Source organism: Kribbella sp. NPDC003505 (assembly GCF_040610875.1).
GTDB lineage: Bacteria > Actinomycetota > Actinomycetes > Propionibacteriales > Kribbellaceae > Kribbella.
On the sequence record NZ_JBEXNA010000001.1, the window covers coordinates 502,535 to 515,821 of the forward strand.

Annotated in this window: 11 protein-coding genes; 4 read left to right on the plus strand and 7 right to left on the minus strand. The window is 70.2% G+C overall.

Going from position 1 to position 13,287, the window contains the following annotated elements:
* Window positions 1-87: 87 nt before the first annotated feature.
* Window positions 88-1,923, minus strand: coding sequence for an AMP-dependent synthetase/ligase (locus ABZX12_RS02280; protein WP_355689048.1), 1,836 nt, complete (start codon window positions 1,921-1,923; stop codon window positions 88-90).
* A gap of 108 nt (window positions 1,924-2,031) precedes the next feature.
* On the opposite strand from ABZX12_RS02280, the gene ABZX12_RS02285 reads away from it, so the two are divergent.
* Window positions 2,032-3,627 (plus strand): peptide-N4-asparagine amidase, encoded by a 1,596-nt coding sequence (locus tag ABZX12_RS02285; protein ID WP_355689050.1) that lies wholly within the window; start codon window positions 2,032-2,034, stop codon window positions 3,625-3,627.
* Here the strand turns inward: ABZX12_RS02285 and ABZX12_RS02290 are convergent.
* From ABZX12_RS02290 to ABZX12_RS02305, 4 genes are all read right to left on the minus strand, one after another.
* Entirely contained in the window at window positions 3,615-6,341 is a 2,727-nt protein-coding gene (locus tag ABZX12_RS02290) for a BTAD domain-containing putative transcriptional regulator (RefSeq protein ID WP_355689051.1), read from the minus strand. The genes ABZX12_RS02285 and ABZX12_RS02290 overlap by 13 nt on opposite strands.
* A gap of 40 nt (window positions 6,342-6,381) precedes the next feature.
* Window positions 6,382-7,407 carry an aspartate-semialdehyde dehydrogenase gene (locus ABZX12_RS02295; RefSeq protein ID WP_355689053.1) on the minus strand — a complete coding sequence of 342 codons (1,026 nt, stop codon included), beginning with the start codon at window positions 7,405-7,407 and terminating at the stop codon, window positions 6,382-6,384.
* A 165-nt stretch (window positions 7,408-7,572) separates the two neighbouring features.
* Entirely contained in the window at window positions 7,573-7,758 is a 186-nt protein-coding gene (locus ABZX12_RS02300; protein ID WP_355485809.1) for a tautomerase family protein, read from the minus strand.
* A gap of 52 nt (window positions 7,759-7,810) precedes the next feature.
* Complete coding sequence (locus ABZX12_RS02305) at window positions 7,811-9,322, minus strand: sodium:solute symporter family protein (protein ID WP_355689055.1); 1,512 nt, start codon at window positions 9,320-9,322, stop codon at window positions 7,811-7,813.
* Between the two features lie 140 nt (window positions 9,323-9,462).
* Here ABZX12_RS02305 and kduI point away from each other — a divergent pair, with 140 nt between their 5' ends.
* The 3 genes from kduI to ABZX12_RS02320 are packed head-to-tail and all read left to right on the plus strand — an operon-like array spanning window position 9,463 to window position 11,808.
* Window positions 9,463-10,287: a 5-dehydro-4-deoxy-D-glucuronate isomerase gene (gene kduI / locus ABZX12_RS02310; protein WP_355689057.1), complete on the plus strand. Its 825-nt coding sequence runs from the start codon at window positions 9,463-9,465 to the stop codon at window positions 10,285-10,287.
* Window positions 10,284-11,039, plus strand: coding sequence for an SDR family oxidoreductase (locus tag ABZX12_RS02315; protein ID WP_355689059.1), 756 nt, complete (start codon window positions 10,284-10,286; stop codon window positions 11,037-11,039). The genes kduI and ABZX12_RS02315 overlap by 4 nt, the downstream gene beginning before the upstream one ends.
* 19 nt (window positions 11,040-11,058) lie before the next feature.
* Window positions 11,059-11,808, plus strand: coding sequence for an IclR family transcriptional regulator (locus tag ABZX12_RS02320; RefSeq protein WP_355689060.1), 750 nt, complete (start codon window positions 11,059-11,061; stop codon window positions 11,806-11,808).
* Here ABZX12_RS02320 and ABZX12_RS02325 read toward each other — a convergent pair.
* Window positions 11,793-12,506, minus strand: a complete 714-nt coding sequence (locus tag ABZX12_RS02325) for a class F sortase (protein WP_355689061.1) — start codon at window positions 12,504-12,506, stop codon at window positions 11,793-11,795. The two genes, ABZX12_RS02320 and ABZX12_RS02325, sit on opposite strands and share 16 nt — an antisense overlap.
* A 2-nt stretch (window positions 12,507-12,508) precedes the next feature.
* Window positions 12,509-13,279 carry a hypothetical protein gene (locus tag ABZX12_RS02330; RefSeq protein WP_355689062.1) on the minus strand — a complete coding sequence of 257 codons (771 nt, stop codon included), beginning with the start codon at window positions 13,277-13,279 and terminating at the stop codon, window positions 12,509-12,511.
* Between the last annotated feature and the right edge of the window lie 8 nt (window positions 13,280-13,287).

The window sequence follows — 13,287 nt, forward strand, 5'->3', positions numbered from 1 at the left end:
TTGTGGCGATTGGCGGACGACCCGGGCCGCGAGTCGTGGACAGTGGTCGGCTCGGACAGCCGAATCTCACGACTCGCGGACCGCCCGCTATTCGTACATCTTGTCCAGCAGGTTGGAGTATTGGGTTTCGACGTGTTTGCGTTTGAGTTTGAGGCTGGGGGTCATTTCGCCGGACTCGACCGTGAGGTCGCGGTCGAGGATGGTGAACTTCTTGATGGTTTCCCAGCGGTTCAGGCCGGCGTTGAGTTCGTCGACGTAGCCCTGGACCATGGTGCGGGCCGCGTCCGACGTGACGATCTCGGCGTACGGCTTGCCGCCGAGGCCGTTCGCGGTGGCCCAGCCCTCGATCGCGTCGGGGTCGAGGGTGACCAGGGCGGAGACGAAGTTGCGCCGGTTGCCGTGGACGACGAACTGGCTCGCGTACGGGCAGATCGTCTTGAAACGGCCCTCGATCGCCTGCGGTGCGACGTACTTGCCGCCCGACGTCTTGAACAGGTCCTTCTTCCGGTCGGTGATGAACAGGAACTCGTCGTCGAAGTGACCGATGTCGCCGGTGTGGAACCACCCGTCGGCGTCGAGCACCTCGGCGGTCTGCTCCGGCTGGTTGTGGTACCCGCTCATCACGCCGTCGCCCTTGATCAGGATCTCGCCGTCCTCGGCGATCTTGAACTGCGTCCCGGGGAACGCCGGCCCGACACTGCCCAGCCGGTACTGCGTGGGGCGGTTCAGCGTCGACCCCGCCGACGTCTCCGACAGCCCGTACCCTTCGAGGATCAGCAGGCCGGCCGCGTGGAACCACTCCGCGAGCGTCTTGTCCAGCGCCGCCGACCCGGACACGAAGAACCGGACCCGCCCGCCGAACCGGGCGCGGATCTTCGACAGCACGAGCCGATCGGCGGCGGCGAACTGGGCGGCGAGCAGGCCGGTCGGCTCCTTGCCGGACTGGCGGACCGCGGAAACCTTCGCGCCGACCCCGAAGGCCCAGTCGAACATCTTGGCCTTGACGCCGCCCTCGGCCTGCATCATCGTCACGATCCGCCCGTGCGCCTTCTCGAAGATCCGCGGCGCCGCGGCCATGAACGTCGGCTGGACGACAGCCGCATTGTCGACAATCTTGTCGATCCGCCCGTCCACCGCGGTGGCGAACCCGATCTGGAACTGGACGGCGAGCAGCACCTGGCCGAACACGTGCGACAACGGCAGCCACAGGAACTGCAGGTCGTCCGGCGACAGAACCCGCATCCCCTCGACGGCGGCGCCCTCGTACGTCCAGACCGAGTGCGGCAACCGCACGCCCTTCGGGCGCCCCGTCGTGCCGGACGTGTAGATCAACGTGCACAACGTGTCCGGAGTGATGCCTGCGATCCGATCGTCGACAATCGACGGGTGCTCGGCGAGATAGGAGTCGCCCAGCATGTCCAGCTGGCCGAGCCCGATCACCCAGTCGCCGTCACTCGCGAGCGGCGTGCCGTCGAGCAGCACGACCTTGCGCAGCGACGGCGTCTCGGCGCGGTGCTCGCGGAGCTTGTCCACCTGCGAGGCGTCCTCGGCGAAGACCACCTGGACGTCGGCGTCGGCCACGATGAAGGCCACGTCGGCGGGGATCGTCGACGGGTAGATCGTGGTGGTCGCGGCGGCGGCCAGTACGGCGGCCAGGTAGCACTCGATCCACTCGATCCGGGTGCTCGAGGCGATCGCGACCCGCTGCTCGGGCTGCACGCCGAGCGCGATCAGGCCGGCGGCGCGCCGGCGGGTCAGTGCCTCGGTCTCCCGCCAGGTCACCGACTTCCACTGCTCTCCACGCGGGAACCGGAAGGCCTCCCGCTCGGGCGTCGCCGACACCCGGTCCAGGAACATCTGGGCCATGGTGCCCTTGCGGTTGCTGAGGAGCGCGAGTTGTCCGGAATCGGCAACAGGCTTCATAACTGGCCTCCATCGGGGGTCAAGTAACCGGAGAGTATTCGCAAGGCGCACGTCCTGACCATGGCACTCGCTTGCCCACCTGCACCTTCTCCATTACGTTTCCGCAACATGCGCATACGGTCGGTGGCTCTGGTCTCACTATCCGTTCTTCTCCTCACTCTGGGCGCTCCGGCCCACGCGGTGACCCCGCCGTCGGAGTTCGGCTCGGACTACGACGACCCGCGGACGCCCGCGCCGGCGGTGGCCGTCCCGGACACCAGGCACTGCGAGGTGCAGATCGTCCGGAACGAGTTCCGCAACTTCGACCCGTACCGGGCGACGTACACACCCCCGGCCGCTTGCCAGGGCCCGTGGTCGAAGGTCGTGCTGCGGATGCACGGCGCCGTGAAGGGCGTCCAGTACGACCGCCTCGGGCACATCACGATCGGCGGTGTCGGCGTCTTCCGTACGTCGACCCCGGAGCCGAGCGCGGACGGTATCGCCTGGGACGTGGAGAAGGACGTCACGGCGTACATCCCGCTCCTGCGGACGCCGCAGCCCGTCGTCATGGAGCTCGGCAACGTCGTCGACGACACCTACACCGGCGTCCTCGACATCACCGTGACGCTCGACTTCTACACAGCCGACCGCCATACCCCGCCGGCCTCGACCGCGAACGCCGTGCTCCCGCTGCAGAACCAGGCCCGCGAGGAGTCCGACCTGACCGGTACGGCGACCTTGCCGCGCAGCACGACGCGCCTGCTCGGCGAGGTCTACGTGACCGGATCCGGCGGCGGCTGCGAGGAGTTCTGGGACACGTCCGCGCCGGCCGCGACCGGATACTCGTGCCCCGACGGATCGCCGTACCGCGAGGTCGACGTGAGCATCGACGGCAAACTCGCGGGGATCGCGCTGCCCTACCCGTACATCTACACCGGCGGCTGGTCGAACCCGTATTCGTGGCGCCCCTCCCCCGCGCCTCGCGCGTTCGACATCAAGCCGCTGACCTACGACCTGACCCCGTTCGCAGGCCTGCTCACCGACGGCAAGCCGCACGAGTTCCGCGTGCACGTCGACGGCGTACCGGCCGGGCAGTCCGGCTGGTTCACAGTGCCGAACCTGCACGTGTGGACTGACGCGGACCGCGCGCAGACGACCGGCAGCCTCACCTCGTACGCCGTCAGCCCGCTGGCGAAGACCGACGACGTGACCGGCGCTCCCAACCAGGCCGGCTCCGTCGACACGACGGCATCGCGCAGCCTCGCGATCAGCGGGTACGTCGACACCTCGGCCGGCCGCGTGCGGACGAGCGTGAGCCGCACGCTCAGCAACGTCTCCAAGCACACGTGGGACGCGGGCGAGTCCCGCGACGTGCTCGACGCGGACTGGCGGGACACCGCGACCACGATCAGCAACGGGCGCGTCGAGCGGACCGAGCTCGACTACGGCAAGAACGGCGTCCTCACCTTCTTGCCCAACGCAACGATCCCCGGCGGGTACGACGTGGTCACGGACCTGAAGATCCACGACACGATCCGCACCCCGGCGCGGACCAGCACCGAGACGTACGACGGCCGCGCGTCCTGGATCTACGGCGTACCGCGGGACCAGCGGCACGCGACCGGGACCCAGACCGTGCGGTACCGGGCGATCGGGCACGGCTGCTTCGACCACACCCTGACCGCGGTGAACGGCGTGTACACGAAGGACTTCTACCGCTGCTGAGCCAGGCAGTTGCGGACGAGCTCCGCATCCGGATGGTCGAGCGCGTCCAGGATCTCGAGGGCGGCGGCGTAGCTGGCCCGGGCGCCGTCGCCGCGGCCGGCGCGATCCTGGACACGCGCCATCGCCATCAGGCAGTCCGCCGTGTCGAGCCGCCGGCCGAGCCCGCGCAGCATGTCCACCGCGACCGTGTACAACGCGATCGCCTCGTCGAATCGCCCGAGCCCGGCGAGCGCGTAGCCGCTGGTGTCGCTGGCGACGGCGCGGCCGAACTCCGAGTCGACCTCGGCGTACAGCTTCAGGGACTGCTGCGCGTAGTCGAGCCCGGCCTCGTACTCGCCGAGCTCGGAGTGGTACCAGCCGAGGTTGTTGAGGGCATTGGCCCGCGCATCGACATGACCGGTGCGCTCGTAGATCCGCAGCGCCCGCTGGGTGTGCTCGATCGCGCGCCGCTGGTCCCCGATCCGCGTGTACACCCGCCCGAGCCCGAGTGACCCGTGCGCGACGCCTGCCTCGTCGTCGAGCTCCTCCGCGATGCCGAGCGCCAGCTCGTGCTGCCGGATCGCCTCGTCCCACTCCCGCATCGCCATGTGCCCGCGGGCGAGATCGCGTCGCGTGTGCGCCTGCTTGGGCAGATCGCCGAGCCGCACCGCGGCCTCGAGCGCCAGCTGCTGCGCCTGCGGATACCCGGACCGGCCGCGGAAGTCGAGGTAGTCCGCGATCGTCCAGACGCACAGCCACAGCAGTACGTCGGCACGCCCGGCCGCGGCCCGCAGGACGGCCAGATTGTTCGGCTGCTCGGAATCGAACCAGGCGAACGCCTCGTCGCGGGTCGTCGGCGCGACCACCTCGACGTCCGCGGGAAGCTCCGGCAGCTCGACCCGGACCCGGCTCGGCGCGAGCAGCACCGCGGCCGCGAAACCGGTGTGCATGAGGTAGTGGAGCAGCCTCTCGAAGGCCTCCGTCGCCTCCCCCGGCTCGCACAACTCCTGCCCGTAGACGCGCAGCAGGTCGTGCAGCACCCAGCGATCCGGCTCGATCTCGATCAGCTGATGGTTCGCCACCAGCTCCGCGATCATCCGCCGGGCGTCCCGCACCGGTACGCCGGCCAGCGCGGCCGCCGCCCCGGGGGTGATCTCGGTGCCTGGATGCTGCGTGACCAGCCGGAACATCCGGGCCAGCTCGGGCCGCAACTGCCGGTACGACCAGGAGAAGATCGTCCGTACGCCGACGCCGTCCGCGGTCGCCAACGCGTCCAGAGGACCGTCGCCGAGCGCGCTCACGAACGACGCCAGCGCCCGGCGCGGCCGCAACGCGATCTGCGCCGCGAGCAGTGACAGGGCCAGCGGCAGACCGGCGCAGCGCTCCACCAACGCGTCGACACTGGCCGGATCCGACGCGAACCGCCGCGCGCCGATCCTTGCCTCCAGCAACTGCTTCGACTGGAGCGGGTCGAACACGTCCAGCCGGATCGGTTCGGCCTGCTCGGTCGCGACCAGGCCGGCCAGCTCGTTGCGGCTGGTGACGACGGTCTGGCACCGGGATCCGGCCGTCGCCAGCGGACGGACCTGATCGCCGGAGCGGGCGTTGTCGAGGACGACCAGGACCGCGCGCTCGGCCAGCAGGCTGCGATACAACGCGATCTGCTCCTCGACGTTCCCCGGCAGCCGATCGGGTGCAGTGCCGAGCGCGACCAGGAAGCGGGACAGGACCGCGTGCGGATCGGCCGGCTCCGCGACGGGAGAGAAGCCGAGCAGGTCGGCGTACAGGACCCCGTCGGGGAAGCGATCCGCGACCTGCCGCGCCCAGTGGACCGCGAGCGACGTCTTGCCGACGCCCGCCGGGCCGATGACCAGGCCGAGGCTCGCGGTCGGCAGCAGCTCGTCGAGCCGCCGGAGGTCGTCGGTGCGGCCGGTGAACGCGGGGATGGACGCCGGCAGCTGCCGCGGCACGACGCTGGTCTCCGTTGCGTTGTCGGTCGCGCTGAGCAGCTCGGCGTGCAGGTCTCTGAGTTCGGGGCCGGGATCGGCGCCGAGCAGATCGCGAAGACGCTCGGCCACATCGCCGTACGTCGCCAGCGCGAGCGCGGTCCGGCCGGAGGCCTGGTGGGCGCGGATCAGCTGCGCCCAGAAGCGCTCGCGGGTCGGGTGACGTTCGGCGAGCTCGGTCAGCTCGGGGACGAGATCAGCCGACTCGCCGACGGCCAGCCGCGCGTCGAAATACTGCTCCTGCGCCTGGAGGCGCTCCTCGTCGAGGCGCGGGGTCAGCTCCCGGGCCACGGTGCCGGTGTCGAGGCCCGCGAGCGGCTCGCCACGCCACAGCGCGAGCGCGGCCGCAAGCGGCTCCACCCGGTCGGCCGGATCGGTGGTCTCGGCGGCGCCGCGGACCAACGTCCGGAACACCTCGACGTCGACCTGCGCCGGCTCGACGTGCAGCGAGTAGCCGCCGGCGCCGGTGCGAAGCATGGACCGGCCGGTGTCGCCGAGGACGGCGCGCAAGCGGGAGACGTACACCTGCAGCGCGGAGCGCGGGTTGCCCGGCAGCTCGTCCTCGTCCCACAACAGGTCGACGAGCTCGTCGACCGGCACCGTCCGGTTCACCCGCAGCACGAGCGCGGCCAGCAGCACCGCGCCCCGGCGCGACGGCAACGGGACGACGTCGCCGCCGGAGGTCCTGATCTCCACCGGCCCCAGCACCCGGAACTCCAGCTTGGCCACCTCCCTCGCCAGAGCGTTCAATCCTAGGGCCCGCCCAGGGTCAGCGCGCGGCGAGCAGCTCCGCGATCTGGACCGCGTTCAGGGCTGCGCCCTTGCGCAGGTTGTCGTTCGAGACGAACAGGACGAGCCCGCGGTTGCCCGGCACCGACTGGTCCTGGCGGATGCGGCCGACGTACGACGGGTCCTGGCCGGCCGCGAGCAGCGGGGTCGGCAGGTCCGTCACGGCCACACCTGGCGCGGCGCCGAGGATCTCGGTCGCGCGCTCCGGGGTGATCGGCTCGGCGAACTCGGCGTGGATGCTGAGCGAGTGGCCGGTGAAGACGGGCACCCGGACGCAGGTGCCGGCCACCGGCAGGTCCGGGATGTGCAGGATCTTGCGGCTCTCGTTGCGGAGCTTCTGCTCTTCGTCGGTCTCACCGGTGCCGTCGGCAACGATCGAGCCGGCCAGCGGCAGCACGTTGAAGGCGATCGGCCCGGCGTACACCTTGGGCTCGGGCAGCGTGATCCCGTCGGTGCCGCGGGCGAGCCGGCCGCCGACCGCCGCCAGATCGCGGGCCTGGTCCTCGAGCTCGCTCACGCCGACGCCGCCGGAGCCGGAGACGGCCTGGTAGGTCGAGACGACGAGACGGGCCAGCCCGGCTTCGCGGTGCAGCGGGGCCAGCACCGGCATCGCGGCCATGGTCGTGCAGTTCGGGTTCGCGACGATGCCCTTCGGGATCGTGGCGAGGTCCTCGGGGTTGACTTCAGACACGACCAGCGGCACGTCCGGGTCCATCCGCCAGCCGGACGAGTTGTCCACCACGACGGCGCCCGCCGCGGCCACCTTCGGCGCGAGCTCCTTCGACGCCGTCTTCCCGTTCGAGAACAGCGCCAGCTCCAGCCCGGCGAAGTCCGCCGTCGCGGAGTCCTCCACGACGACCTCCCGCTCACCGAACGGCAGCTTCGTCCCCGCCGACCGCGCCGACGCGAAGAACCGCACCTCGTCCACCGGGAAGCCGCGCTCGACGAGCAACTCCCGCATCACGCCGCCGACCTGACCCGTCGCACCGAAAACACCTACTCGCATGCGCCCGACAGTAGTTGGTCGGCGCCGCCGACGCCTGCGGGTTTCACGCAGCGGACCCCAGACACCCACCAACCGGCCCGGTTCCGGCCGACGCACGCTCAGCCGGGCCGGCCGATCGCCCGCCGCGCGGGATCGGTGAGTGCTGGAGGTCCGGACGGCGGCGGCTCAGGCGTCCGCGACCAGCGTGCCGCCGTTGGCGACGTCGGTCGTCTCGATCTCGGTGAAGACGATGCGGACCGATTCGCGCTTGGCGCCGAGGATGGCGATGGCGGAGTCGGTGACCGCGGCGACGAACTCGCGGCGCTGGTCGAGGGTGCGGCCGGAGAGGAGTTCGACGGTGATGTTCGGCATGAGGCGGTTCTCCTAGAGGCTAGTTCCGTGTCGTGGGACAGTGTTTCAGATTTCAGGACAGGGCCGCGGACCGGCGAGCGGCGACCTCGTCGGTCTCGTCCGGGTCGGTGTTCAGCGAGTCGACCAGCTCGTCGACCTCCGCGCGGCCCTCCGGCAGCAGCAGCCCGAGCCCGACGTACACCACCAGAGAAGTTGCCAGCGGCAAGGCGACGACCAGGGTCGTGTCGGTGGAGCCGACGCCGTACTTCACGATCGTCCAGGTGAACAGCCCGATCGCCCAGGAAGCCAGCGCGGCGCGGGATCCGCTGCGCCGCAACCACGGCAGCAGCCCGAGCATCAGCGGGATCGCGATCGGCCCCATCGTCGCGGCGACCAGGTCGACCACGATCTTCAGCACCACGCCCTCGCCGTTGGTCGCGATCGCGATCAGCATGCTCACCGTGACGAACGTGAACGTGACGATCCGCGCCATCTTCAGCGTCGCGGAGTCGGTCAGCCGGCGCACGCGCGGCACCAGCACCGGCGCCAGGTCCCGCGTGATCACCGACGAGATCGCGTTCGCGTCCGAGGCCACCATCGCCATGGTGTGCGAGAAGAACCCGGCCAGCACCAGCCCGATCAGACCGCTGGGCAGCAGCAGTTGCGCCAAGGCGACGTACGACTGCTCGGCCTTGCCCGGATGCACGAGCAGCGGCGCGGCGCACATCGGGACGAACAGGATCAACGGCCAGACCAGCCACAACGCGGACGACAGCAGCGCCGACCGCTTCGCCGCGGAACCGGACGGCGCGGCCATGTACCGCTGCGCCAGGTTCCACATGCCGCCGTTGTACTCGAACGTCTTGATGAACAGGAACGCGATCAGGAAGATCGGCGTGTAGGGCCCGTTCAGCGCGTCGCCGTGCCCGGCCGGCAACTGGTCCCACATCGTCCACAACGTCGGTACGCCGTCCAGGTGCGCGAGCACCCCGACGAACATCGCGACACCGGCCCCGAACTGGATCACGAACTGCCCGAAGTCGGTGAGCACGTCGGCCCACAGCCCGCCGAGCGTGGCATACAGCATCGTCACCACACCGGTGAGCAGGATCCCCCACCGGATCGGCACACCGGTGAATCCGTTCAGCAGAACGGCGATCGCGACCCACTTCGACGCGATGTCGACGACCTTCAGCGCGGCCCCGGAGTACGCGAGTGCCTGCTGCGTCGGCAGGTTGTAGCGGCGCGCGAGGTACTCCAGCGGCGACACGACCCCGTGTTTCGCCCGCAGCCGGTTCCACCGCGCCGCGAACAGGAACGCGCCGATGCCGACACCGACGCCGATCGTCATCGCCCACCAGACGTAGACGGTGATGCCATACGTGTAGGCGACGGCCGCGAACGCGACGAACATGACCGCGCTGTAGCCGGACATGTGGTGCGAGATGCCGGACAGCCACCAGGGAATCCGGCCTCCGGTCGTGAAGTAGTCCACGACCGTCTTGATCTTGGTGCGTGACCAGACCCCGATCAGCACCATCAACACGAAATAGCCGACCAGGACCGACCAGTCCACAGCGGTCATCGGGGATCCTCCCAGGGGCGATGGGCGAGTGACTGGAAGGTTCCACTGACCAGAACCCGGTGTCAAGAGACGGAACTTGAAACCTTTCCCGACCCTGTTCCAGCGTTGACACGGTGTTCTGCGGAGTAGAACCTAGTTCCGTGACTCTGCAGACCAGGCACGCCACCCATCCCGAGCAGCTGCCCGGCTTCGACACGGCCGCACTGCGCCGCCATTACCTGGTGGACGACCTCTTCGTCCCCGGCGCCGTCACCGCGGTGCTCACCCACCACGACCGGATCGTGCTCGCCGGCGCCCGCCCGACGCACGGGCCGCTGATCCTCGACACCTACCCCGAGCTCCGCAGCGAGTTCTTCCTCGAGCGCCGCGAGGCCGGCATCGTCAACGTCGGCGGGCCTGGCACGGTCACCGCCGACGGCACCAAGTACGAGCTGGCCACCGGCGCGTGCCTGTACGTCGGACGCGGCGTCCGCGACGTCGTCTTCGAGGGACCCGAGTCCGCGTTCTACGTCTTCTCGGCGCCGGCGCACACCGCGTTCCCGACCGCGCAGGTGAACCCGGGCGAGGGCAACCGGCTCGAGCTCGGCGACCAGCAGACCGCGAACCGCCGCACGATCGACCAGTTCATCCACGCGGACGGCGTGCAGAGCTGCCAGATCGTGCTCGGCGTGACCACCCTGCACCCGGGCAGCACCTGGAACACGATGCCCGCGCACACCCACGACCGCCGGACCGAGTGCTACCTGTACTTCGGCCTCCCGGAGACCGAGCGGATCGTGCACCTGCTCGGCGAGCCCGAGGAGACCCGGCACCTGCTGGTCGCGGACCGCCAGGCGATCATCTCCCCCAGCTGGTCGATCCACTCCGGCTGCGGCACGGCGTCGTACAGCTTCGTCTGGGCGATGGCCGGCGAGAACCAGGCGTTCGGCGACATGGACGGTGTCGACGTCCGGGATCTGCGGTGACGTCCTTCAGCCTCGAAGGACGCACGGCGCTCGTCACCGGAGCCCGGCGCGGGATCGGGGCGGCGATCGCGGCCGGGTACGCCGCGGCCGGCGCCGAGCTGATCCTGATGGCCCGCGACGCCGCACTCGAGGACACCCTGGAAGCGATCAAGCAACACGGCGGCGGCGACGCGTCCGTGGTGATCGCCGACTTCGCCGACCCGGCCGCGGTGGAACGAGCAGCAGTAGAGATTGCCGACAACAGGACGATCGACATCCTGGTCAACAACGCCGGCACCATCCGGCGGGCGCCGGCGGCCGCGACGACGACCGCGGACTGGCAGCACGTGATCGACGTGAACCTCAACTCGACCTGGGCGGTGACCCGGCCGATCGGGGCCGCGATGGCCGAGCGCCGGACCGGGAAGATCGTCACGATCGCGTCGCTGCTGAGCTTCCAGGGCGGGATCACCGTCCCGGCCTACACCGCCAGCAAGCACGCAGTGGCGGGGCTGACCCGGGCCCTGGCCAACGAGTGGGGACCGGCTGGTGTCCAGGTGAACGCGATCGCGCCCGGGTACATCGACACCGACAACACCACCGAGTTGCGGGCGGATCCGGACCGCGAGGCCGCGATCCGGCAACGCATCCCGGCCGGTCGCTGGGGACGGCCCGAGGACGTCGTCGGCGCCGCCGTGTTCCTTGCGTCCGCGGCCGCGGACTATGTCAACGGCCAGGTGCTCGCCGTCGACGGTGGATGGCTGGCGAGATAGGAGTGGCAGGATGTCCGACATGAGTTCGCCCTCGGCCATCGACAAGACGTTGATGGTGCTGGACGCCGTCCTGGAGCACTCGCGGTTCACCGACGTCGTGAACGCGACCGGCCTGGCCAAGTCGACCGTGCACCGGATCATGGCATCGCTCGTCGAGCACGAGTTCGTCGCCCAGGCCGGCGACGGGTCGTACCACCCGGGCCCGAAGGCGCTCCGGCTGGCCGGGCACGCGCTGACGAACGTCGACCTGGCCACGGTCGCCCGTCCGGTGCTCGCGGACCTGGTCGCGCAGACGCGCTGCACGGTGCACGTCGGACTGCTCAACGGTGACGAGGCGATCTACGTCGCGCGCCTCGACGGCCCGAAGCCGTACCGGATGCCGTCGCGGGTCGGCAAGGCGATCTGGCTGCACTGCACCGGCATCGGCAAGGCGCTGCTCGCGGAGAAGGACGACGAGTCGCTCGACGTCCACATCACCCGGACCGGCCTGCCTGCTCGGACGCCGCTGACGCATACGTCGGCCGCCGCGCTGAAGGCGGATCTCGCGCAGACCAGGGCCCGCGGATACGCGCTCGACGACGAGGAGAACGAGCCGGGCATCCGCTGCGTCGCGGCCGTCATCCACGACCACACCGGCGCCGCGATCGCGGCGGTCAGCATCTCCACGCTCTCCCTCGAACAGTCGATCGCCCAGGTCGCCCTGATGGCGCCCGCCGCGATCGAGGCCGCTCGCAAGATCTCCGCGGCCCTCGGCTACCGCGAGCCCTGAGCGAGCCGCGCCGACACGACGACATTGTCCAGGTAGCGGTGCGCCGCCTCGTCGTACGTGCCGCCGCAGGTGATCAGGCGCAACGCCGCGTGATCCGATCCGCCGTACACCTGGCCGGTCGGGAACTTGTCCTTGGCGAACTGGCCGACGCTTTCGACCGTGAACACCGCGGTCCGCCCGTCCTGGCGCCGTACGTCGATGCGGTCGCCGGCCCGGAGCTCGGCGAGCCGGAAGAAGACCGCCGGGCGGTGGTTCCAGGTGACGTGTCCGGCAATCACCGATCGGCCGATCACTCCCGGAGCCGGGGACGGGGTGAACCAGCCGGCCTTGGCCGGGTCCTTCGGGACCTGCATCGCTCCGTTCGCGTCGAGTTCCAACTGTTCGAGGGGCGAGTTCACCTTCAGTCGTGGGATGCCGATCGAGACCGGCTCGGAGGCCGGCAGGGCCAGTGGCAGTCGATGCCTCGGCCTCGTCGCGGTGCTTGCGGGCGGCTGGGTGACGGGCGACTGGGTGACGGAGGGCTGGGTGACGGACGGCTGGTTCGGGGGCGTTCTACCGGGCGCCGCCGCGGGCGGTGACGGCTGTTGGGCCGTCACCGCCACCGCGAGCAGGGTCCCGCCGGTAGCCAGCAGCACAGCACCGGCGAGCGCCAGGATCACGCGCGACCGCCGCCGCGACGGCGTCACGGAGCGCGCCATGATCAAGCCTCGACGCGGATCCGCCGCCGGGCCAGGAACGCGGTCGCGCCGCCGAGCAGCGCAATGCCGCCCAGCGCCAGCAGTCCGGCGTGCTCGACACCCGCCGTGCTACCGGTCCCCGTCTCGACGCCGCCCATCGCCGCGACCTCACCGCAGGTCGCGGGGTTGGTCGCCTCCTCCGGGATGCCCTTCACGCCGAGCGAACGCGCGAACACCGACTCGCCGAGCGCCGCCGCGTCGTACTTTCCGTTGCCGTTGGCATCCAAACCGTGCTGGACGATGTGCAGGTGCTGCAGATTGTCCAGGGTCCCGGCGGGCAGCGCGGACGCCGCGATGGTGCGCTCGTAGCTCAGGTTGCCGTCCGCGTCGGCGACCGGCATCCGGTCAACCGCCAAACCGCTCGCCTTCGAGGTGTCGCCCTTGGTGGTGAGCGAGACGAAGACGTCGCCGTACTGCGGCAGGCCCTCCTCCGTGGACACCTGTCCGTCACCGTTCTTGTCGGCACTCGCAGGCGGACAGGTGAACATGTGCCCGCTGGTCGAGCCGTGGATGTGTTGCGCGTGCGGTGACTTCGGCGTGAAGCCGGAGCCGGTGATCTTCACATGCAAGCTGCCGTCGTCACGCGACGTCAGTGTCGCCGTCGCGTGTGATCCGCTCTGATTCAGCTCGTCCAGTGTGAACCGGACGGTTCGGTCCGCGTGTGCCGGAAGCGTAGTACCGAGTGACAGCGTCGCCGCTGCTGCGAGAGCAAACGTGGTGCGGCGAAGTCTCATGATCAGTC

Coding starts and splice junctions, on each gene's coding strand:
- ABZX12_RS02300 (WP_355485809.1), bottom strand. CDS start 7,758: ATGCCGAACATCACCGTCGAACTCCTCTCCGGCCGCACCCTCGACCAG.
- ABZX12_RS02325 (WP_355689061.1), bottom strand. CDS start 12,506: ATGGCGCGCTCCGTGACGCCGTCGCGGCGGCGGTCGCGCGTGATCCTG.
- ABZX12_RS02330 (WP_355689062.1), bottom strand. CDS start 13,279: ATGAGACTTCGCCGCACCACGTTTGCTCTCGCAGCAGCGGCGACGCTG.
- ABZX12_RS02280 (WP_355689048.1), bottom strand. CDS start 1,923: ATGAAGCCTGTTGCCGATTCCGGACAACTCGCGCTCCTCAGCAACCGC.
- ABZX12_RS02320 (WP_355689060.1), top strand. CDS start 11,059: ATGAGTTCGCCCTCGGCCATCGACAAGACGTTGATGGTGCTGGACGCC.
- ABZX12_RS02305 (WP_355689055.1), bottom strand. CDS start 9,322: ATGACCGCTGTGGACTGGTCGGTCCTGGTCGGCTATTTCGTGTTGATG.
- ABZX12_RS02295 (WP_355689053.1), bottom strand. CDS start 7,407: ATGCGAGTAGGTGTTTTCGGTGCGACGGGTCAGGTCGGCGGCGTGATG.
- ABZX12_RS02285 (WP_355689050.1), top strand. CDS start 2,032: ATGCGCATACGGTCGGTGGCTCTGGTCTCACTATCCGTTCTTCTCCTC.